This window comes from Azospirillum sp. A23 (assembly GCF_042938965.1).
Lineage (GTDB): Bacteria > Pseudomonadota > Alphaproteobacteria > Azospirillales > Azospirillaceae > Azospirillum > Azospirillum melinis.
In genome coordinates this window covers 880,694-902,500 of sequence record NZ_CP170666.1, presented here as the reverse complement: position 1 = coordinate 902,500, position 21,807 = coordinate 880,694, and the positions used below count along the sequence as shown (strand labels likewise).

13 protein-coding genes, 2 rRNA genes and 1 pseudogene (1 of these 16 running past the window's edge) are annotated in these 21,807 nt (G+C 68.1%); 15 read left to right on the top strand and 1 reads right to left on the bottom strand.

Annotated features, from left to right (window positions below):
- A 23S ribosomal RNA gene (locus ABNQ40_RS12950) occupies positions 1–2,403 on the top strand; it begins 342 nt to the left of the window's first position.
- A 148-nt stretch (positions 2,404–2,551) separates the two neighbouring features.
- Positions 2,552–2,667, top strand: a 5S ribosomal RNA gene (gene rrf, locus ABNQ40_RS12945).
- A 105-nt stretch (positions 2,668–2,772) separates the two neighbouring features.
- Here rrf and ABNQ40_RS12940 read toward each other — a convergent pair.
- Positions 2,773–3,192 carry a hypothetical protein gene (locus ABNQ40_RS12940; protein WP_109049724.1) on the bottom strand — a complete coding sequence of 140 codons (420 nt, stop codon included), beginning with the start codon at positions 3,190–3,192 and terminating at the stop codon, positions 2,773–2,775.
- Positions 3,193–3,351: 159 nt separating this feature from the next.
- Between ABNQ40_RS12940 and ABNQ40_RS12935 the strand changes: the two genes are divergently transcribed.
- The 13 genes and pseudogenes from ABNQ40_RS12935 to ABNQ40_RS12875 all read left to right on the top strand — a co-directional run bounded on the left by ABNQ40_RS12935 (position 3,352) and on the right by ABNQ40_RS12875 (position 21,699).
- On the top strand, positions 3,352–5,154 hold the full coding sequence (locus tag ABNQ40_RS12935) for a thiamine pyrophosphate-requiring protein (protein ID WP_109049725.1): 1,803 nt from the start codon (positions 3,352–3,354) through the stop codon (positions 5,152–5,154).
- Between the two features lie 424 nt (positions 5,155–5,578).
- Entirely contained in the window at positions 5,579–5,965 is a 387-nt protein-coding gene (locus ABNQ40_RS12930; protein WP_109049726.1) for a response regulator, read from the top strand.
- A 104-nt stretch (positions 5,966–6,069) separates the two neighbouring features.
- Positions 6,070–7,011: an SDR family oxidoreductase gene (locus ABNQ40_RS12925; protein WP_391346778.1), complete on the top strand. Its 942-nt coding sequence runs from the start codon at positions 6,070–6,072 to the stop codon at positions 7,009–7,011.
- Positions 7,012–7,056: 45 nt separating this feature from the next.
- Complete coding sequence (locus ABNQ40_RS12920; RefSeq protein WP_109049728.1) at positions 7,057–7,956, top strand: endo alpha-1,4 polygalactosaminidase; 900 nt, start codon at positions 7,057–7,059, stop codon at positions 7,954–7,956.
- Positions 7,957–7,991: 35 nt separating this feature from the next.
- A complete protein-coding gene (locus ABNQ40_RS12915; protein ID WP_391346776.1) occupies positions 7,992–10,238 on the top strand; it encodes a hypothetical protein in 2,247 nt (748 codons plus the stop codon).
- A 7-nt stretch (positions 10,239–10,245) separates the two neighbouring features.
- On the top strand, positions 10,246–13,308 hold the full coding sequence (locus ABNQ40_RS12910) for a tetratricopeptide repeat protein (protein ID WP_391346773.1): 3,063 nt from the start codon (positions 10,246–10,248) through the stop codon (positions 13,306–13,308).
- Positions 13,309–13,485: 177 nt separating this feature from the next.
- Positions 13,486–15,021 carry a tetratricopeptide repeat protein gene (locus ABNQ40_RS12905; protein ID WP_391346771.1) on the top strand — a complete coding sequence of 512 codons (1,536 nt, stop codon included), beginning with the start codon at positions 13,486–13,488 and terminating at the stop codon, positions 15,019–15,021.
- 77 nt (positions 15,022–15,098) lie between these two features.
- Positions 15,099–15,701 (top strand): hypothetical protein, encoded by a 603-nt coding sequence (locus ABNQ40_RS12900; RefSeq protein ID WP_247879767.1) that lies wholly within the window; start codon positions 15,099–15,101, stop codon positions 15,699–15,701.
- Positions 15,702–15,714: 13 nt separating this feature from the next.
- Positions 15,715–17,112 carry a GAF domain-containing protein gene (locus ABNQ40_RS12895; protein WP_109049733.1) on the top strand — a complete coding sequence of 466 codons (1,398 nt, stop codon included), beginning with the start codon at positions 15,715–15,717 and terminating at the stop codon, positions 17,110–17,112.
- Positions 17,109–18,281, top strand: coding sequence for a hypothetical protein (locus ABNQ40_RS12890; protein ID WP_391346767.1), 1,173 nt, complete (start codon positions 17,109–17,111; stop codon positions 18,279–18,281). Before ABNQ40_RS12895 ends, ABNQ40_RS12890 begins: the two co-directional genes overlap by 4 nt.
- Positions 18,278–19,849 carry a GT4 family glycosyltransferase PelF gene (pelF, locus tag ABNQ40_RS12885; protein WP_109049734.1) on the top strand — a complete coding sequence of 524 codons (1,572 nt, stop codon included), beginning with the start codon at positions 18,278–18,280 and terminating at the stop codon, positions 19,847–19,849. Before ABNQ40_RS12890 ends, pelF begins: the two co-directional genes overlap by 4 nt.
- A gap of 1 nt (position 19,850) precedes the next feature.
- Positions 19,851–21,229: pseudogene (pelG, locus tag ABNQ40_RS12880) on the top strand (exopolysaccharide Pel transporter PelG).
- On the top strand, positions 21,226–21,699 hold the full coding sequence (locus ABNQ40_RS12875) for a hypothetical protein (protein ID WP_391346765.1): 474 nt from the start codon (positions 21,226–21,228) through the stop codon (positions 21,697–21,699). Before pelG ends, ABNQ40_RS12875 begins: the two are co-directional and overlap by 4 nt.
- Positions 21,700–21,807 lie beyond the last annotated feature (108 nt).

Sequence of the window (21,807 nt, the reverse complement as noted above, 5' to 3'; positions counted from 1 at the left end):
ATCGGATGCTCGAGTAGGGCGGGGCACGTGAAACCCTGTCTGAACGTGGGGGGACCACCCTCCAAGCCTAAGTACTCCTCAGTGACCGATAGTGCACCAGTACCGTGAGGGAAAGGTGAAAAGCACCCCGACAAGGGGAGTGAAACAGTTCCTGAAACCGGATGCCTACAAGCAGTCGGAGCCTCTTTACGGGGTGACGGCGTACCTTTTGTATAATGGGTCAGCGACTTAGAGTATGCAGCGAGCTTAAGCCGGTAGGTGGAGGCGCAGCGAAAGCGAGTCTGAATAGGGCGACCGAGTTGCATGCTTTAGACCCGAAACCTGATGATCTAGCCATGGGCAGGTTGAAGGTGCGGTAACACGCACTGGAGGACCGAACTCACGCCTGTTGAAAAAGTCGGAGATGACCTGTGGCTAGGGGTGAAAGGCCAATCAAATCAGGAAATAGCTGGTTCTCCGCGAAAGCTATTTAGGTAGCGCGTCGGATATCACCTGCGGGGGTAGAGCACTGGATGGGCTAGGGGGGCGCGAGCCTTACCAAACCTAACCAAACTCCGAATACCGCAGAGTGCAGTCCGGCAGACAGACGGTGGGTGCTAAGGTCCATCGTCGAGAGGGAAACAGCCCAGACCGCCAGCTAAGGTCCCCAAATCACGGCTAAGTGGGAAAGGATGTGGGAAGGCCATGACAACCAGGAGGTTGGCTTAGAAGCAGCCATCCTTTAAAGAAAGCGTAATAGCTCACTGGTCTAGTTAAGCCGGCCTGCGCCGAAAATGTATCGGGGCTCAAGCCGTGTACCGAAGCTGCGGATGTGATCTTTGATCACGTGGTAGCGGAGCGTTCCGTAAGCCTGCGAAGGGTGTCCGTGAGGCCGCCTGGAGGTATCGGAAGTGAGAATGCTGACATGAGTAGCGACAAACAGTGTGAGAAACACTGTCGCCGAAAGTCCAAGGGTTCCTGCGCAAGGTTAATCCACGCAGGGTGAGCCGGCCCCTAAGGCGAGGCCGAAAGGCGTAGTCGATGGGAACCACGTTAATATTCGTGGGCCTGGCGGAGGTGACGGATTGGAAAGCGTGTACGATCTTATCGGATTGATCGTGCTGTGGACCGGTTCCAGGAAATAGCCCCGCCATATAGACCGTACCCCAAACCGACACAGGTGGACTGGTAGAGTATACCCAGGCGCTTGAGAGAATGGTGTTGAAGGAACTCGGCAAATTGCCCTCGTAACTTCGGAAGAAGAGGGCCCCGTTGTGGCGCAAGCCATGGCGGGGGGCACAGACCAGGGGGTAGCGACTGTTTACTAAAAACACAGGGCTCTGCGAAGCCACACAAGGCGACGTATAGGGTCTGACGCCTGCCCGGTGCCGGAAGGTTAAGAGGAGGAGTGCAAGCTCTGAATTGAAGCCCCGGTAAACGGCGGCCGTAACTATAACGGTCCTAAGGTAGCGAAATTCCTTGTCGGGTAAGTTCCGACCTGCACGAATGGCGTAACGACTTCCCCGCTGTCTCCAACACCAACTCAGCGAAATTGAACTCTCCGTGAAGATGCGGAGTTCCCGCGGTCAGACGGAAAGACCCCGTGCACCTTTACTACAGCTTTGCAGTGGTGCTAGGGACTTCATGTGTAGGATAGGTGGGAGGCTTGGAAACATGGGCGCCAGCTCGTGTGGAGCCAACCTTGAAATACCACCCTTGAAGTCTCTGGCATCTAACCGTGGCCCGTTATCCGGGTCCGGGACCCTGCATGGCGGGTAGTTTGACTGGGGCGGTCGCCTCCCAAAGTGTAACGGAGGCGCGCGATGGTGGGCTCAGAGCGGTCGGAAATCGCTCGACGAGTGCAATGGCATAAGCCCGCCTGACTGCAAGACTGACAAGTCGAGCAGAGACGAAAGTCGGCCATAGTGATCCGGTGGCTCCACGTGGACGGGCCATCGCTCAACGGATAAAAGGTACGCCGGGGATAACAGGCTGATGACTCCCAAGAGTCCATATCGACGGAGTCGTTTGGCACCTCGATGTCGGCTCATCACATCCTGGGGCTGGAGCAGGTCCCAAGGGTTCGGCTGTTCGCCGATTAAAGTGGTACGTGAGCTGGGTTTAGAACGTCGTGAGACAGTTCGGTCCCTATCTGCCGTGGGTGTCGGAGTTTTGCGAGGATTTGTCCCTAGTACGAGAGGACCGGGATGGACATACCTCTGGTGCACCGGTTGTCACGCCAGTGGCATGGCCGGGTAGCTAAGTATGGACGGGATAACCGCTGAAAGCATCTAAGCGGGAAACCCACCTCTAAACCAGAGCTCCCTTGAGAGCCGTGACAGACCATCACGTCGATAGGAGGCATGTGGACGGGCAGCAATGCCTGAAGCTAAGCCTTACTAATCGCTCGATCGGCTTGATCTCGACACCACACTAACCGCGCCATGCGCAGCAGCAAGTCTGTTCCAAGCAGTGCTTGACCAGCGCATCGCCGTTCGATACATCCTCAAATCACTTGCACGAACAAGCATACGCGCTTTCGGTAACGAGCGTCGGTCTTGTGCCTCGGTGACCTGGTGGTCATGGCGAGGTGTCAAACACCCGATCCCATCCCGAACTCGGCCGTGAAAAGCCTCCGCGCCAATGGTACTGCGTCTTAAGACGTGGGAGAGTAGGTCGCCGCCAGGTCGCTCAGGCACAAGAGACGCTCAATACAAAAAAGCGCATAGGCTCGCATCTTCACACACATCGGAAACGCCCCGGCTCGAATGAGACGGGGCGTTTCGCTGTTTATCAGCCGCCGTGGAAGCCGGTCAGCCTCTCTTCGCCGCGGCCGATGTCCGGCTTGAACCGCGCCCCTTTCGCGGCTTCCACCAGCTGATCGATGAAGCTGCTGTACTCGTCGGCGGCCTCGCCCGGGGCTTCGCCGGTCGGTTCGACGGAGCCGGAATAGGGGGCGGCAGCCTCGGCGGCGCTGTCGTGAACGCGGAACGCCGCGACGAAGACGGTGTCTCCCTCCGGGTTTCCTTCCCCGACATGCCGCGTGCTGCGCGACAGCTCGATCCGCCCGTTGGCATCGGCCGCGGAGAGGATGGTCACGCCATGGACGGTCGTCGTGTCGCTGCGCGCGTTCGCCGCCGCATCCTGTTCGAAGGCGTGCCGCTCGTAAGCCCGTTCGAAGCTGGAGCGGTCATCGATGTTGGCCTCGGCCATCGCTGTCTCCCTGTTGCTGCACACGATAACGCCCTGCCGGCCGGATCGGTCCGATTTGAGGGCGGGCAAAAAAACCGCGGTCTCCGGCGAACCGATGGGGCGGCGCACAGTTGAAACAGAAACGGCGGTGACATCCGAGCAGAGACAAGAGAGGCGACAATGGCTCCGAACGTCAGCGATTTCTTCTGGCAGCGGCTCTCCGAGTGGGGCGTGAAGCGGGTCTTCGGCTATCCCGGCGACGGCATCAACGGGCTGGTCGGCGCGCTCGCCCGTGCCGGCGACCGGTTCGAGTTCATCCAGCCCCGCCACGAGGAGCTGGCCGCCTTCATGGCGACGGCGCACGCCAAATACACCGGTGAGATGGGCGTCTGCCTCGCCACCTCCGGTCCCGGCGCCATCCATCTGCTGAACGGGCTGTACGATGCGAAGCTCGACCATCAGCCGGTGCTCGCCATTGTCGGCCAGCAGGCGCTGACCGCGCTGGGCGGCCAGTACCAGCAGGAGGTCGACCTCGTCTCCCTCTTCAAGGATGTGGCCGGCGAGTATGTGCAGATGGCCTCCACCCCGGCCCAAGTGCGCCATATCGTCGACCGGGCGGTGCGGATCGCCAAGGCCGAGCGCACGGTGACCTGCATCATCATGCCCAACGACCTGCAGGAGATGGACGCGGTCGAGGCGCCGGCGCATGTCCACGGCACCATCCATTCCGGCGTCGGCTGGTCGGCCCCCGTGGTGCGTCCGGCCGAGGCCGACCTGCGCCGCGCCGCCGATGTGCTGAATGCCGGCAGCAAGGTGGCGATCCTGGTCGGCGCCGGCGCGTTGAACGCCACCGACGAGGTGATCGAGATCGCCGACATCCTGGGGGCCGGCGTCGCCAAGGCGCTGCTCGGCAAGGCGGCGCTGCCCGACGACCTGCCCTTCGTCACCGGCTCCATCGGCCTGCTCGGCACCCGGCCGAGCTATGAGATGATGGTGAACTGCGACACGCTGCTGATGATCGGCTCTGGCTTCCCCTATTCGGAGTTCCTGCCCAAGGAGGGGCAGGCGCGCGGCGTGCAGATCGACATCGACCCGAAGATGCTGAGCATCCGCTATCCGATGGAGGTCAATCTGGTCGGTGACAGCGCCGGCACCCTGCGCGACCTGATCCCGCTGCTCCAGCGCAAGCAGGGCCGCTCCTGGCGCGAGCGGATCGAGGCGGGCGTCGCCGACTGGTGGAAAGTGCTGGAAGCCCGCGCCATGAACGACGCGACGCCGCTGAACCCGCAGCGCGTCTTCTGGGAGCTGTCGCCGCGGCTGCCCGATGACGTGGTGATCGCCTGCGACACCGGGTCGGGCACCAACTGGTACGCCCGCGACATCAAGATCAGACGTGGAATGAAGGCGACGCTGTGCGGCGGTCTCGCCACCATGGGACCGGGCATGCCCTACGCCCTGGCGGCCAAGTTCGCCCATCCCGACCGTCCGGTGCTGGCCATCGTCGGTGACGGCGCCATGCAGATGAATGGTATGAATGCGCTGATCACCCTGTCGAAATACTGCAAGCAGTGGAGCGACCCGCGCTTCGTCGTGCTGGTGCTGAACAACCGCGACCTCAACCAAGTGACCTGGGAGATGCGCGCCCAGAATGGCGATCCGAAGTTCGAGGCCTCGCAGGAGCTTCCCGATTTCCCCTATGCCCGCTATGCCGAACTGCTCGGCTTCAAGGGCCTGTTCGTCGACAAGCCCGAAGACCTCGCCGCTGTCTGGGACGAGGCGATGGCGACTCGCGGTCCGGTGCTCGTCGAGGCCTACACCGATCCCAATGTCCCGCCGCTGCCGCCGCACATCACCCTGAAGAACGCGGCGGCGATGATGGCGACGCTGGCCAAGGGCGATCCGGAGGTCTGGGACATGCTGAAGGACACCGCCAAGGATCTCGTCCAGAGCTACCTGCCGCATGGCGGCGGCAAGAAAGGCTGATCCGCCGGCAGCGAGTGGACGCTTTCGGAGCGGGGGGCCGCATAATTATTTCGAACGCCATTTCAATTATGCGGTTCCCTCAGAAAAGGTCGGTTCTGATTTTCGTAATTAGGACAAAGACCAGGCAAAAGAAACCTCATGAAGGTGGTTGGTGTATGTGAACCTTATCGGGGACAGGCGTGCCATCGACGCTGCCAATGCGCGTCAAAAGCGAGAGGACTTGAATCGTTTCCATGAGACAACTCGCCAACTGGGGTAGAGCCCTATCGCGCATGGCTTGACCTGCAACCCAAAAAGGGATAGAGAGCGAACCATGCGTGAATGATGGCATTCGTGTGCAGCGCAGGGTCGCGCGCTGCGTCCTTCCGGATGCCGGCGATGCCGCTCACGCCATGGTGTTCGGCCACAAGGCTTGGATGGCGGAATGTTGGACACGGTCGAGAAAACGCGGACGATCCTGGTTGTCGAAGACAATGTGTTGATGCGCAAGCTCTTCGTCCGCTGCCTCGAGGAGGGCGGCTTCACCGTCGTCGAGGCGTCGGACGCCACTTCGGTGATGGATCTGATGCGCGATATGGCGCCCGATCTGGTGGTGATGGACATCGTCATGCCCGGCCTGTCCGGGCTTGAACTCATCCGCCAGATCCGCGCCGACTCGGCCCTGGCCGCCACCCCGGTGCTGGCCGTCACCAACCTCGCCACGCCTGCGGACAAGCGCCGGCTGACCGAAGCGGGCTTCGACGGCCATGTGTCGAAGCCGATCAAGCCCAAGGAATTCCAGGCTTCCGTCGCCGGCTTCCTGCCGGCCTGATCTTTTTTGCAGCCGATTTGAACCCGGTTCGAGATTTTTCAAATCCGGCGTTCCAAACTCCGCGTATCACGTCAAACACACGCAAAAGCGGAGGGGCCGCAGCGATGGCGCGTTATCTGGTTACCGGGGGTTGCGGCTTCATCGGCTCGCACCTGATCGAGCGGCTGCTGGCGGCCGGGCACAAGGTCCGGGTGCTGGACGATTTGTCCACCGGCAAGCGTGAAAACCTGCCGGACGGCGTGCCTGTGACCGTCGGCGACGTGGCCGATGCCGATGCGGTTCGGGCGGCGATGGCCGGCGAGGACGGTGAGGGGGTGGACGGCTGTTTCCATATGGCCGCCGTCGCCTCGGTCGACCGGTCGCGCGAGGCATGGCTGGAGACCCACCACGCCAACCTGTCCGGCACCATCGCCGTGTTCGACGCCGCTCGCCACGCCAATCCGGCCGGCCCGGTTCCGGTGATCTACGCCTCCTCCGCTGCGGTCTACGGCGACAATCCCAATATGCCGCTGACCGAGGATGCGGCGACCCGTCCGCTGTCGGCCTATGGCGCCGACAAGCTGGGCTGCGAGCTGCATGCACGGGTAGCGGACGGGGTGCATGGCGTGCCGACCGCCGGCTTCCGCTTCTTCAATGTCTATGGCCCGCGCCAGGATCCGAAATCCCCCTATTCCGGCGTCATCTCCATTTTCGCCGGCCGCATCGCCAGGGGCGAGCCGATCACCGTCAATGGGGACGGCGAGCAGGTGCGGGATTTCATCTTTGTAAAGGATTCGGTGCGATACCTGACTGCGGCGATGGGACATCCGCAGCCGGGCGCACCGGTCTACAATGTATGCACCGGCCGTCCGACTTCGGTCAACCGGCTGGCGGAGGTGCTGGCCGACCTGTCGGGCCGGCCGCTCGACCGGCGCTACGGTCCGGCGCGGCCGGGCGACATCCGGACATCCATCGGCGATCCCACGCGTCTGGTCGCCGCCTTCGGCATGAGTTGCGACACGCCGCTGGAAGACGGGCTGCGCCAGACGCTGGCGTGGCTGGGCTGACGGGTCCGGGCGAAGAGCTCGGCTGACTGATCGGGGCAGGGTGGCGTGATCAATGGTTTGATCGGGCGGCGCGCGGTCGCCGGCGGGCTCTTGTCGGGTGCGGCGCTGCTGGCGCTGCCCAGCAGGACTCTGCGGGCTGCAAACTCCGGCCAAGCTCCCGCTGCTCCGGCCCCTGCTGTTCCCTGGGCGGTCTATTACGCCGATGCCGCACCGCCGGCCGCCTTTCAGCCTTACCGGCTGCTGGTGCTGGACAGCAGGACCCACCCGCCGCTGCAACCGCTGGCCGACCGGGGCAAGACCCTGCTCGGCTATCTCAGCGTGGGCGAGGTCGAGACGCACCGCCCCTGGTTCGGTCGGGTGAAGGGGTGGGGCATCCTGGATCAGGAAAACCCCAACTGGCCCGGCAGCTTCTATGTCGATGTGCGCGACCGCCGCTGGGTCAAGCTGGTGGTGGAGGAACTGGTCCCCGCCATCCTGCGCGAGGGCTTCCACGGGGTCTTCCTCGACACGCTCGACAACCCGCCGCATCTGGAACGCACCGACCCGAAGCGCTGGAGCGGCATGACCGACGCGGCGGCGGCGCTGGTGCGGGCCATCCGCCGCAACTGGCCGGACATCGGCCTGATGCAGAACCGCGGCTATGAGATCCTGCCGCAGACCGCCCCGCTGCTGAGCCATGCGCTGGGCGAGAGCGTCTATGCCGGCTGGGATTTCGCCGCCAAGCGCCCGCACCGCCAGAGTGCCGAGGATTACCGGTTCCAGGTCGACGCGCTGAAGGCGGCCGGCGCGCTGAACCCGCAGCTCGGCCTCCACACGCTGGACTACTGGACCCCGTCCGACGCGGCGGGGGTGCGGGCGATCTACGACCTGCAACGGGCCAACGGCTTTTCCCCCTATGTCGCGACGGTCGAACTCGACCGCCTGATCCCGGAGCCGCCGCGGTGAGGTGCCGGTTCCAAGCTGGCATCCGGGCGGCAGCCTTGGCACTCGCCATGCTCCTGCCCGGTGCGGCGCTTCCCGCGCTTGCCGCCGGCACATCCGTCGCCGCGACGACGCAGCGGACGGTGCCGCGCACCATCCTGGCGCTGGTCGACCTGCGCGAGGAAAGCACGATCCGCCTCAGCCGTATCCATACGATGGCGGAACTGCCGCTGAACCATCTGGGATTGTCGGTGGTCTACTGGAACGTCGCCGACGGTCTGCCCGACCTGTCGCGCTATCCCGACCTGCGCGGCGTCGTCAGCTGGTTCGCGGGCGAGCCCTTCCCCGATGTCGGTGCCTATGTCGGCTGGGCGGCCCGTGCGATGGACCGCGGCATCCGCTTCGCCGTGCTGGGGCAGCCGGGGGTGCGGCTGGAGCGCGGCGGCAAGCCGGTGCCGTTGGCCGTCTCCAACCGTTTCTTCGCCCGCTTCGGTCTGCGCGACGACGACGGCTATTCCGACCTGACCTACAAGTCCAAGCCGGCGCTGGCCGACGGGACGATCGGGTTCGAACGGCCGCTGTCGGGTGTGCTGCCGGGCTATCCCCTGTTCCGCAAGACCGACGAGCGCTTCGCCTCCCATCTGACGATGCGGCGCGGCGACGATCCGGCCAGCGACAGCCATCTGGTGGTCACCGGCCCGGCCGGCGGTCTGGTGACCGAGGGGTATGCCCGCTATTTCGACGCCGAGTACAACCGGCGCGAATGGATCGTCGATCCCTTCGCCTTCTTCCACGACAGCTTCGCCACCGACGATCTGCCGAAGCCCGACATCACCACCCTGTCCGGGCGGCGGCTCTATTTCAGCCACATCGACGGCGACGGCTGGCGCAACGTGACCGAGGTGGCGCCCTATGCCGCCCGCCGCGTGCTGTCCGCCGACATGGTGCGCACCGCCGCCATCGAAGCCTTCCCCGACCTGCCGGTCAGCGTCGCCCCCATCGTCGGCGACCTCGACCCGACCTGGAAGGGCACGCCGGACTCGCTGGCGGCGGCCAAGGCGCTGTTCGCCCTGCCGCAGGTCGAGCCGTCCAGCCACACCTGGACCCACCCCTTCCAGTGGGCCTTCTTCAAGGACTACAGCCGGCAGGCCGAGGCGCCCTTCCTCGACCGCGACGGCAGCCGCAAGCCCGGGAAAAGTGACGACCATGCGGCGGAAGAGGCGGGCGAAGTGTCGGACATCGGCCGCTATGCCGTGCCGCGCGCCTATCTGCAGCAGCCCTTCGACCTAGACCAGGAGATCGGCGGCGCTCTCGACTATTTCACCCGGCTGGCTCCCGCCGGCAAGCGGGCGGTGCTGGTGCAATGGTCGGGCGACACCTCTCCCTTCGAGGCGGCGCTGGCGGCGGTGCGCAAGGCCGGCGGGGTCAACATCAACGGCGGCGACGCGCGGTTCGACGCCGATTTCCCGTCCATCACCGGGCTGCCGCCCATCGGCCTGCCGGTGGGGGCGGAACGCCAGATCTACGCCGCCGGCAGCAACGAGAACACCTACACCGATCTGTGGACCAACCGCTTCTATGGCTACCGCAATCTGGTCAACACCATGCGGCATGCCGGCAGTCCGCTGCGGCTGAAGCCCTTCAACGTCTATTACCACATGTACACCGGCCAGAAGCCGGCCAGCCTCAACGCGCTCGTCTCGGTGCTGACCGCCGCGCAAGGGCAGGAGCTGGCGCCGGTCGCCGCCTCCACCTACGCCCGCATCGCCGAGGGCTATTACACCACCCGCTTCGAGCCGCTGGACGGCCAGGGAAGCGGGCGGCGCTGGCGCGTGCGCGACCGTGGGGCGCTGAACACGCTGCGCTTCGACCATGCAAGTGCCGACGCGGTCGATTTCGCCCGCTCCAGCGGCGTGCTGGGCCAGCGCCACAGCCAGGGCAGCCTCTATGTGGCGCTCGACCCCGCGGTGGCGGAGCCGGTGGTGGCGTTGACCGAGACCGACCGCGCCGACCGCGACCCGCCGGCCACCATGCCCTATCTGGTGCAGGGGCGCTGGGCCTTCTCGGCCTTCGCGCCGGACGATCACGGCTTCCAGGTCGCCGCCACCGGTTACGGTGCGGGCGGCATGGTCTGGCAGGTGCCGCGGCCCGGCCGTTGGACCGTCACGGCGGAACGCAACGGCACCCGCCTGTGGTCGGGCAGCGCCGGCGCGGATGCCGACGGCCGGCTGACGCTGACTGTGCCGGTGTCCGCCATCGCGCCGCTGCTGCTGCGCTTCCGTGCCACCGACGGCGCGGCGGGGTAGGGCGGCCATGCGCGCGAACCTCCTCGTCGTCCTGCTGATCCTGCTGGCCGGTGTCGGCGCCAGCCTGCTGCTGATTCCGCACAGCGCCGAGCTTGCCCTGCAAAAATTCCGCGACCGCGATTACGACAGCGCCCGCGACGCCTACGAGCAGCGCTATGCCGCCGGCGACCGCAGCGGCGCCACGGTGATGCCGCTGACCCGCCTGACTCTGGCCCAGGGCGACGTCGATCGCGCCATCGAGCTGACCGAGGGATTCCTTGCCGCCGAGCCGTCCTCCGTCGAGGCCCGCGAACTGCTCGACCGTCTCTATCAGGACGCACAGCGGCCGGGCGACCGGCTGGAGAACCTGAAGGCGCTGGCGGAGATGCGCAACAGCGCCGACCTGTTCCGCGAGCTGGCCTATGCCGCCGGCTTCCGCAACCGGATGGCGATGAAGGCCGAGGCGCTGGTCCGCTACTGCACCCTGCGGCCGGAGGATGTCGAGGCCCCGCAGGAGCTGGCGGCGCTGCTGGCCTCGCGCGGCGATCCTGCCGGCGCGGTGGACTGGCTGCTGCGCGCCGACGACCGCGCCACGGGCAACATCCAGCCCGACAGCCGCGAGCTGCTGATGAGCCTGCTGATCGACCTCGACCGCGAGGACGAGGCCTATGAGCGCGCCCGGCGCTGGCTGGGCGAGCGGCCCACCGTCGCCGACATGATCGGTCTGGCGAGCCAGCTTGCCGCAGCATCGCGCCCCGATCTCGGGCTGCGGCTGATTGAGCCACAGGTTATAGGGTCGCAGGTGGCGGGCCGCGCTCCCGTGCTGGCGCTGGAGCTGACCTACATCGACCTGCTGATCGCCACCGACCGGCGGGAGCCGGCGCGGACCCGCCTGTCGGCGCTTTCCGGTCCGGTGGAGGATGCGCAGTTCGGCCGGCTGCTGGCGCTGGAGGCGAATGCCGGCATGCCGCGCGCGGCGCTGGAGGCGACCAGGGGACGCGACCTGCATCTGGTGCCCGACTGGGTCCTGGCCGGGCTGGCGGAAACCGCATTGCGCGACGGCGACCGGGCCTTCCCCGACCGCCTCTACCGTGAGCTGGGCGACGAGTTCCTCGACGATTACCCGATCCTGGCGGCCAACATCGCGCTCGGCCGCGGCGACCCCGCCGCCGCTGCGGGGTGGGCGGAGCGGGCGCTTGCCGGCGATGGACCGGCGGGCAAGGGGCTGATGATGGGCGACCGGCTGGTCGCGATCCGCATCCTCGACCGCACCGGCCGCCGCACCGCCGCGGTCGCCGCCTTCGACCGGCTGCCGCTGTCGGGCACCGTGCCGGAGGAAGTGCTGGAGGAGATGGCCGCCCTGTTCATCGACTTCGACCGCGCCCCGGCCGGTCGTGCCTGGTTCACGGCGCGGCGGCAGGCCACGCAGTCTCCGGCCGCCGCCCAGGGCTGGGCGCGGCTGGCCGCCAAGGCCGGCGATCCGGCCGCGGTCGCCGACTGGCTGGCCGGCCAGCCCAAGCTGCCGCTCGCCCTGTTGCAGGACATCGCCGGCAGCGCCGCCGAACGCGCCGCCACAAATCCCGCCACAGATCCGCGTGCCGCTCGTCCTGCCGCCGCCCTGGCGCTGGCAGCCGCCCAGCGTGCCTTCGCGCTCGACCCCTCGGCGCGCAGCCGTCTGGCGCTGGCTGGCGCATTGACCGCCACCGGCAAGCCGGCCGACGCGCTGCCGTTGCTGGCTCCGCTGCTGGATTCGTTGCTTGTTGGCGGCGGCAGTGCGGAGGTGGAGGCAGCCTACATCGCCGCGCTCGACGGCGCCGGCCGGTCGGAGGAGCTGGCCCGCCACCTGACCGCCAAGCTGGCGCGCGGCACCCTGTCCGACGCGGACCAGCAGGCCATCGTCACCATGCTGCTCGACCACAAGGCCTATCGCGCGGCGCTGCCGCTGCTGCGGGCCTGGGCGGAGCGCCAAGGGGGGACGCGGTCCGGCGAGGACTGGCTGAGCGTCTATGCCGACGCTGCGGCCAAGGCGAACGCGCTGCCCGATCTCGCCGCCCTGCTGCAAGGCCGCGCCGCCGCCGCGCCGCTGGTCGAGGCGGAGGATTCGCTCTACCGCGACACGCTGACCAAGCTGGGGCGCAAGGCCGACCTGCGCCGCTATCTGCTGGCCCGCGCCACCGACGACCGTCTGCCGGCCGACCGCCGGCGGGAGCCGGTTTCGGCGCTGCTGGCGCTCGGCGACAAGGCGGGGGCCGAGCAGGCGCTGCAACGGCTGGCCGCCGGGCAAGGGCCGCAGAGCGAGGACTTCAAGCAGCTCGCGTATCTCTGGGGGCCGCGCCCGCCGGCGTCCGGGATGGACTGGATCGAGGCGCGGGCCAAGACCGCCGGCAGCCCGGCCGAGCAGGCCGCGTGGTACGACCGCCTCGCCGACTATGGCGGCGGCCGGCGCGTCATCGCCGGGCTTGGCGGGCAGGCTGCCGCCCCGGCCCAGCCGGCCCTGAAGACCCCCTACATCGAGGCGCTGGCGGCGGCCGGCAAGGGCAAGGAGCTGGCCGACGCCGTGCGCGCCGCCTTGGCCGAGGAGGCCTCTCCGGACCGGCTGCGCCGCTATGCCCGCCTCGCCGAGCAGACCGGCCAGCGTGCCTCCGCCTCGCAGGCCTGGACCGCCCTGCTGGCGCGCAAGCCGGAGGATGCCGACGCGCTGCGCCAGCTGGGCATGCTGGCCTATGACGAGAACCGCCTCGCCGACGCCGAACGCCTGCTGCGCCGCTATGTCGCCACCGGCCCCAACGATTACGAGGCGCATTACTTCCTGGGCGAGGCGCTGACCGCGCTGAAGCGCCCGACCGCCGCGACCCCCTTCTACCGCACCGCCCTGTCGCAACTGCGCGCCCGCGCCACGCGCGGCGACGGAACGACCCAGACGGAGGCGAACCTGCTGAACCGGCTGGGCAAGGTCGACGATGCCGTGGCGCTGTTCGAGGGCCTGCGCAAGCGCCGCCCGGCCGACCGCCAGTTGAAGGCCGACTACGCATCGATGCTGATCGAAAACGGACGACTGCCGGAGGCCCGCCGTGTCCTGGCCCTTCCGTGATCGTTTCCCGGCTTTCCCGCTTTCAATACCCTCTCCCCCCGGGGAGAGGGAGGGATCCCGCGCCCGCGGCGCGGGGAGGGTGAGGGGGATGCGCAGCGAGGATCCTCGGAAAGTCACGCGGTGCATCCCCCTCACCCTGACCCTCTCCCCCGGGGGGAGAGGGGAACGAAGGCGGGTGTGTTTGCCCTCCTTACCCTCATCCTCCTCGCCACCCCCGCCCCCGCCCAACCGGCGAGGGTGGAGGCGATGCGTGAGAACAGCGCTGCCCGCTTCGCCCTGCATTGGTCCGGCACCGTCACCACGGAAACCCAGCGCGACGGCCGCGAGCTGGTGCTCCGCTTCAGCCGCCCGCTCGGCGACGTCTCGGGCGAACTGCCGCTCGACCGCGTGCCGGAGCGGCTGGAATCCTGGGTCGACAACATCCTCTACGGCTACGACAGCGTCGTGCTGGTGCTCGGCCCCGGTGTCGAGGCGGCGGTCGCCACCGACCCCGCCGGCCTCAGCGTCGCCCTGACCCGCTCCGCCGCCGCTCCCAGCCGCGAGGTGCAGGCCGCCGACCGTGCCGCCCAGCGGCGCCTCGACTATTTCCGCGCCCTGGCGCTGATGGAGGGCGGCGACCTCCGCCCGGCCCGGACCCTGCTGCGCGACCTGTTGGCGCAGGACCCGAAGGACGCCCAGTCCACCGCCCTGCTGGCCCAGGCGGAGGAGCGGCTCGGCCGCTGGCGCGATGCGATCATGGCCTATGACACGGCGCTGGAACTGACGCCCGACGAGCCGTCGCTGGTCCGGGGCAAGGCGCTGCTCCTGCACGAGACGGCCGACCGCAGCCGCCTCGACCTCGACTGGCAGAAGGTGCGTGGCGCCGACATGCAGCGCATCGCCCGCTTCAGCGGCGTTCAGGAGCTTGGCCGGTCCACCAGCCTGACCTGGGTGCTGGAGCGCCGTGAAGTCGATGTCAATTCCGCCCGCCGCGGCGACGGCCGGCTGGAGCCGTTCCATGGCGCCCGCTCCCGGCTGGAGGCGGCGCTGACCCATGACTGGCCGGAGCTGGAACGCTCCACCCTGTCCCTCTATGCCGCCCCGCAGACGCTCGGTGCCGGCTACAGCCATCTCTGGCGCGGCGACAAGTCCGAAACCCGCGCCGGTTTCGCCTGGAGCGAGCCGAGCTTCGCCTTCCTGGAGGGCATCGTCGATGGCGGCCGGCGCGACCGCCTGTTCGTCCAGCACGAGAACCGGCTGTCCGACCGCTGGTCGCTGTCGCTCGGCGCCGGCTACAACCGCTATGGGCTGTCCGGCGAGGCCGATCTGGCGCGCAGCGCCACGCTGGAGGGATCGCTGCGCTACACGCTGAACGCCGTCGGCCCGCTTGCCAGCGTCGCCTATGTGCTGGACGCCGAATATGTGGCGCACCGGGAAGAGCGGCAGGACGCGAATGGCCAGCCCTACATCCCGCTGCCGGCGGCGACGCGCGAGGTCCATGCGCTGCAGCTGAACGTCGAGGATTACCTGACCGACTATGTCCGCTATGCGGCGCAGATCGGCTACGCCTACGACCGGCGGGGCCGCAGCGGACCCCAGGGGGCCATCTCGCTGGGATGGGAGCCGGCGGACAGTCTGGAACTGGGTTTCCGCGCCAGCCATGCCCGCTCCACCGCGCGCGGCACGGCCAGCGCGGTGAACAGCGCCGGCGTCACCCTTGTCTGGCGCTATTGACGGTGTGTCAACTCTTTATGGTTAAAAAAGGTGGACGGAGAATGGGGGCGGCGATGCGGCTGACGGGGACCGGAAAGATGGGCAAGGATATGCGGGCCTGTGCGGCGCTGCTGGCGGCCGTGGTGGTGCTGGCGGGGTGCAGCTTCGGCCGGATCAACAGCCGCGACTTCGCCCAGCCGGGCGGGGCGCTGCCGGCCGGCTCGACCGTCGCCGTCCTGCCCTTCGAGAATCTGACCAACCACCCGAATGCCGGCCAGATCGCCGCCGACATCGTCTCCACCGAACTCTATGGCGTCGAGGGCCTCCGCACGGTGGAGGTCGGCCGCGTCCGCAGCCGCCTGTCCGCCGGCAAGCCGGCCGCCGATGCCGCCAGCGCCACCGACGGGCAGCCCGACGCCGCTCCGCTGGACGCCCAGGCCGCCGGCCGGACCCTGGGCGTCGATGCGGTGCTGGCCGGCAGCGTGTCGGAATACGGCTATCAGCATGGCCTGCGCGAGGAGCCGGTGGTCGGCCTGAACGCCCGGCTGATGCGGGTGTCGGACGGCGCCGTCCTCTGGACCTCCAGCCAGTCGGAGGCCGGCCGCGGCTATTTCAGCCGCGACAGCGTCAACAACGTCGCCCAGCGCGTGGTCACCCGTATGATCGACAGCCTGCGGCCTGTCGTCGCCGCCGCTCGCTGAGGCCCCGACGCGCATGAGCAGCCTGCCGACCCCATCCCCCGCCGATAGCGCATCGCCCCGCCGCTGGCTCGGCCTGCGGCCGGTCGCCCTGCTGGAACTGCTGCTGTTCTTCGGCGTGGCGCTGGGGCTGGACGGCTGGCTCGGCGCCGGGCTGCGCTTCGAGGGGGTGCAGCCGCATCCCTTCTGGATCCCGGTCCTGCTGCTGGCGATCCAGTACGGTACCAACGAGGGCGTGCTGGCGGCGCTGGTGGCGTCGGCGGCGCTGCGGCTCGGCAACATGCCCGATGCCGGCATCGGCCAGGATCTCTACGACCATCTCTTCACCCTGACGCGCGAGCCGATCCTCTGGCTGGTCGCCGCCGTGCTGTTCGGCGAGCTGCGGATGCGCCAGCTGCGCGAGCGCGAGGATCTCCGCGCCGGCCTTGCCGCCGCCCGGCAGGAGGCGGAGGCCATCGCCCGCTCCTACCGCGCGCTGAAATCGGTGAAGGAAAGCCTGGAAACCCGCGTCGCCGGCCAGCTGCGCACCGTCTTCACCCTCTATCAGGCCGCCAAGTCCATCGACCATCTCGACGAGGGCGAGGTGATGCTGGGCATCGCCGACCTCGTCCGCACCGTCATGAAGCCGGAGAAATTCTCGCTGTTCCTGCTGAACAACGACGTTCTGGAATCGGTGACGAACGAGGGCTGGGACGACGAGACCGACAGCTACGCGCGCTGGTTCGACAGCGGCACGCCGCTGTTCCAGACCGTGATCGCCCGCCAGCGCCAGCTTTGCGTCAACCGGGCCGACGACGAGCGCGTGCTCGCCGGCGAAGGCGTGATGGCCGGCCCGCTGATCAGCGCCGACACCGGCGAAGTTCTGGGCATGGTGAAGATCGAAAGCCTGGGCTTCACCGACCTCAGCGTCAACACGGTCGAGAATTTCCGCATCCTGTGCGAATGGATCGGCACCGCGATGGCGAAGGCGCGCCAATACCGCACCGCCAGCGAACAGCGGGTCTTCACCGACGAGGCGCTTTATTCCTCCAGCTACATCGGCCGGCAGGCGGAGTTCCTCGCCCTTCTCGGCCGTCGCATGGGTTTCGAGACCACCGCCATCACCATCCGCCCCTCCGGCCTGTCGCGCCTGTCGGTGGCCCAGCGCGCCGACCTCGCCGCCGCCATCGGCGAGGCGGTGCGCGGCAGCCTGCGCGACACCGACCTCGCCTGCGACTTCGGCCATCAGGGCACCTCCTTCGGCGTGGTCCTGGCCGGCACGCCGCTGGAGGGCGCGAAGCAGGTGGAGGCGAAGCTGGAGCGTGCGGTGCGTCAGGCGCTGCCCGCCGGCCTCTCCACCATCCCCATCGGCTTCGTCACCCGCCGCATCGATCCGCCGGCCTCCGCGGCCGGGCAAACGGTGGGGGCGGGATGAGCAAGCCAACCCCCGACCTGTCCGGTCCCAACCCGTCCGATCCCGCCGGCCTGCTGGCGGGCGAGCGTCCGGCCGCCGGTGCGGCCGAGCTGGCGGCGGTGGCGCTGGCCGCCGGTCTGCTCGATGCCGCGGCGCTGGCGCCCGGCCTGACCGCAGTTCCCTTTGCCGTTCCGCTGGCCGCGGTGCTGCATCTGCTGCTCTGCGTCCTGGTCGGCCTGTGGGTGCGCGGCCGGGCGCGGCGCGGGCGCGACCTGCGGCTGGCCGGTCTGCTGCTGGTCACCATCGTTCCGCTGGGGCCGCTGGGCGCCGCCTGCACGCTGATGACCGCGGCGCTGCTGGCGCTGTTCAGCCGCTATGCCACCGGCTTCCAGGACTGGTACCTCTCGCTCTTCCCCGACAGCGAGACCGGCCCGGCGCAGGAGCTGTACGAGCTGATCGTGACCGGCCGCGAGAACGCCCATCTGGTGGCCGGCAACTCCTTCACCGACGTGATGTCGGTCGGCTCGCCGCAGCAGAAGCAGGCGGTGATCGCTCTGGTCGCCCGCCATTTCCGTCCCGCCTTCACCCCCGCCCTGAAGGCCGGGCTGGCCGATGCCGACCCGTCCGTCCGCGTCCAGGCCGCCACCGCGACCGCGCGGGTGGAGCATGAGTTCAACGAGCGCTGGCTGGCGCTCGACCACGCTGTCCGCAGCCATCCCGACGATGCCGCCAGCCTCGCAGGGCTCGCCCGCCATCTCGACGACTACGCCTTCTGCGGCCTGCTCAATTCCAACCGGGAGGCGGAGATCCGCGACAAGGCGCTGGACGGCTACCGGCGCAGCCTGGAACTCGCTCCCGACGATGACGGCATCCGCCACGACCTGGGCCGGCTGCTCCTGCGCTGCGGACTGGCGGCGGAGGCGGCGGAAAGGCTGGAGCCGATGATCGACCGCACGCCGGACCGCCGCATCCTGTTCTGGTATGCCGAGAGCCTGTTCCGGCTCGGCCGCTTCGCCGATCTGCGGACGCTGCCGGCCCGGCGGCCCGACCAACTGGGCCACGGGGCGGAGCTGCCCGACACGCTGCGCGACGTCTTCGCCCTCTGGCGTGACGATCTGGGGCGCGACGATGTGGGGGGCGACGATGCGCCGGCCGCCGCGGGCAGCGCCGGACGGGAGCTGGCCGCATGAGCCGCGCCCCATCCCTGCCGGAAGCGCCTCCCGAAGCGCCCCACGCCCCCAGGGCGGATGTCTGCCTGCTGATGGAAGGGTCCTATCCCTATGTCGCGGGCGGTGTGTCGACCTGGACCCATGACCTGATCCGGTCGCATTCCGACCTGACCTTCCACATCGTGGCCCTGGTCGCCGACCGCAGCGCCCGCAAGCTCGCCTATGAGCTGCCGCCAAACGTCACCGGCCTGACCCATGTCTATCTCCAGGATCCGCCGGCCGGCTGGCGCTGGCAGCCCGGCACCGGCCGGCTGCTGAAGGAGCTGGAGAAGCCGCTGGCCCGCCTGCAACAGGGGGGCGGGCTGGCCGAGGTGGCGGAGGTTCTGCGGCTGCTGGCCCCCCGGCGCGGCCGGATCGGCAAGCGGGCGCTGCTGAATTCCGAGGACGCCTTCCAGATGGTGGTGCGCATGTGCAGGGCCGCCCTGCCGGACGCCTCCTTCCTCGAATATTTCTGGGGCAGCCGGGCGCTGATGAGCGGGCTGTTCGCCACGCTGCTGGTGCCGATGCCGCAGGCTGGGGTCTACCATGCCGTCTCCACCGGCTATGCCGGGCTGTTCGCCGCGCGGGCGCGGCTGGAAACCGGCCGGCCGGCGCTGCTGACCGAACACGGCATCTACACCAACGAGCGGCGCATCGAGATCCTGATGGCCGAATGGCTGTTCGAGGGGGGCGACACCTCGCTGGCGCTCGACAGGAAGAAGCGCGACCTGCGCGACCTGTGGCTGGACACCTTCGCCAGCTATTCCAAGGCCTGCTACGACGCCTGCGACCGCATCATCACCTTGTACGGCGGAAACCAGGAGTTCCAGCGCCGCCAGGGCGCCGATCCGGCCAAGCTGACGATCGTTCCCAACGGCATCGACTATGCCGGCTATTCCCAGGTGCAGCGCGATCCGGCCCCGCGCCCGCCGACCATCGCCCTGATCGGCCGCGTCGTGCCGATCAAGGACGTGAAAACCTATGTCCGCGCTGCCGCCATCCTGCGCGAGGACATCCCCGACCTGAAGGCGATGATCCTGGGGCCGCTGGAGGAGGATCCCGGCTATGTCGAGGAATGCCGCAGCATCGTGAAGCATCTGGGGCTGGAGCAGACGGTGATCTTCGCCGGCCGGGTCAGGCTGACCGACTGGCTGGGCAAGATCGACGCCATCGCGCTGACCAGTGTCAGCGAGGCGCAGCCACTGGTGATCCTGGAGGCCGGGGCGTCGGGCGTGCCGACGGTGGCGACCGACGTCGGCTCCTGCTCCGAGCTGCTGATGGGCCGCCCGGACGAGGTGCCGCCGCTGGGGCCGGGTGGGGCGGTGACGCCGCTGGCCAGCCCGCTCGACACCGCGCGGGAACTGCGCGCCCTGCTGCTCGACCGTGCATGGCGCGACCGCTGCGCCCAGGCCATCGCCCGGCGCGTCGCCCAGTCCTACGACAAGATCGCCATCGACCGCGTCTACCGCGCCATCTACGACGAGCACATCGCCATGCCGACGCGGCTTCTTCCGGAGCATGACGCCATCGGCCTGAAGGGAGCCGCCTGAGATGGCCGGCATCGGCTTCGCCCTCCGCCGGCTGGCCCGGCGCGACGACCTGCTCGGCGTGTTGCAGGGCTATGCCCATTCCGCCTTCATCACGTCGGGTCCCTGGATGTTCACCATCCTGGCGCTGGCCGGCATCACGCTGTTCGGCCGCGATCTGGTGGGGATGGAGGAACTGACGCTGTTCCGCGTCGTGGTGATCTATAATTTCTGCTTCTCGGTCGTCTTCACCGGGCCGCTGGTGCTGGTCGCCACCCGCTATCTCGCCGATGCCATCTATGCCAGGGAGGTCGAGGCCGCACCCGGCATGCTGCTGGCGACGCTGGGGCTGGCCTATGCCATCGCCGGGCTGACCGCCGGACCCTTCTACCCGCTGTTCAGCGGCCTGCCGCTGCCGCTGATGCTGGGCGGGCTGGTGAACTTCTTCCTGGTCTGCGGCATTTGGGTGGTGTCGATCTTCCTGTCGGCGCTGAAGGATTATCTGGCGGTCACCGTTGCCTTCGGCATCGGCATGGCGGCGGGTATGGCCGGCGCCGTTCTGCTCGGCGACCGCTTCGGTGCGGCCGGGATGGTCTGGGGTTTTTCCGCCGGGCTGGCGGCGATCCAATTCGGGTTGATCGCGCGGGTGCTGGCCGAGTACCCCTATCCGGTCGGCCGGATGTTCGACTTCCTCGGCTATTTCCGCAAATACGCCGATCTGGCGCTGATCGGGCTGTTCGCCAACGCCGCCGTCTGGACCGACAAGTGGATCATGTGGTTCGCACCGGAACGTGAGCTGGTTTCCGGCGCCATGGCGATCTACAGCGCCTATGACGGCGCCATGTTCATCGCCTATCTGACGACGCTGCCGGCGCTGACCCTGTTCACGGTGAACATCGAGACCCGCTTCTTCGAGCATTACCAGGGCTTCTACCGCGACATCCAGAAGCACGCGACCTACGACCAGATCGCCCGCAACCACCGCGCCATCATCGCCGCCCTGCTCGACAGCAGCCGCAACCTGATCATCCTGCAAGGGGCGGTCTGCGCCGTCTGCATCTTCCTGGCCCCAAGCATCATCGGCGCCCTCGGCCTGCAATATCAGCAGATCGGCATGTTCCGCTTCGGCGTGCTGGGCGCCTTCTTCCAGGTGCTGTTCCTGTTCTGCACGGTGATCCTGGCCTATTCGACCTGCGGGGGCGGAACCTGACGGTGCAGCTGGTCTATCTGGCCGCCAACGCCGGCTTCACCCTGCTGTTCAGCCGGATGGGTTTTCCCTGGTATGGCTACGGCTATTTCCTCAGCTCGCTGCTGGCCTTCGCGGTGGCTTATCTGATGGTGGCGGACGCGGTGCGGCGGCTGCCCTATTTCGCCTTCGTCGCCAACAACCCGTCGGTGCGATGACCTGCCGCCTCGCCGCCCTGCTGCTGACCATCCTGACGGTCCCCATTTTGATGGTTCCGGCCGCCGGGGCCGAGGAGGTGCTGCGCACCGACCGCACCCAACCGGGCCATCTGGGTCCGACCTTCCGCGCCTATGAACCGCCGCCGCCCGGCCACGAGCCGCGCCTGCGCCGCACCGAGAGCCGGGCGGTCTACAAGCTGCCCAACGGTTTGAACGGCCTTGCCACGCGGGACCGCACCCTGTCGCACCTGTGCCAGCGCGGCGCCTTCCTGCAACAGATCGACGGGCTCTATTGGGCGGCGACGCCGGACTATCGCTATGGGGTGGCCTTTTCCAGCGGCGCCAATCTGGTGGATCCGCAGAACCGCCGTCAGCCCGGCAAGACCTATTTCTTCCGCAACCAGGACAGCCGTTGCGAGGTCTGGATCGGCGACCAGGCGAAGCTGATGCCGCACTATATCGGGGGGTAAGTTCCCTCTCCCGCCCAGCAGATCCCCTCCCCCGGGAGAGGGTTAGGGTGAGGGGGAAGCACAGCGTTCCGTCACGAGAATCCTACCTATGCATCCCCCTCACCCCGG

Excerpts from the sequence above, each read along its gene's own strand:
- ABNQ40_RS12940 (WP_109049724.1), bottom strand. The coding sequence starts at position 3,192 with ATGGCCGAGGCCAACATCGATGACCGCTCCAGCTTCGAACGGGCTTAC.
- ABNQ40_RS12935 (WP_109049725.1), top strand. The coding sequence starts at position 3,352 with ATGGCTCCGAACGTCAGCGATTTCTTCTGGCAGCGGCTCTCCGAGTGG.
- ABNQ40_RS12930 (WP_109049726.1), top strand. The coding sequence starts at position 5,579 with ATGTTGGACACGGTCGAGAAAACGCGGACGATCCTGGTTGTCGAAGAC.
- ABNQ40_RS12925 (WP_391346778.1), top strand. The coding sequence starts at position 6,070 with ATGGCGCGTTATCTGGTTACCGGGGGTTGCGGCTTCATCGGCTCGCAC.
- ABNQ40_RS12910 (WP_391346773.1), top strand. The coding sequence starts at position 10,246 with ATGCGCGCGAACCTCCTCGTCGTCCTGCTGATCCTGCTGGCCGGTGTC.
- ABNQ40_RS12900 (WP_247879767.1), top strand. The coding sequence starts at position 15,099 with ATGGGCAAGGATATGCGGGCCTGTGCGGCGCTGCTGGCGGCCGTGGTG.
- ABNQ40_RS12895 (WP_109049733.1), top strand. The coding sequence starts at position 15,715 with ATGAGCAGCCTGCCGACCCCATCCCCCGCCGATAGCGCATCGCCCCGC.
- ABNQ40_RS12890 (WP_391346767.1), top strand. The coding sequence starts at position 17,109 with ATGAGCAAGCCAACCCCCGACCTGTCCGGTCCCAACCCGTCCGATCCC.
- pelF (WP_109049734.1), top strand. The coding sequence starts at position 18,278 with ATGAGCCGCGCCCCATCCCTGCCGGAAGCGCCTCCCGAAGCGCCCCAC.
- ABNQ40_RS12875 (WP_391346765.1), top strand. The coding sequence starts at position 21,226 with ATGACCTGCCGCCTCGCCGCCCTGCTGCTGACCATCCTGACGGTCCCC.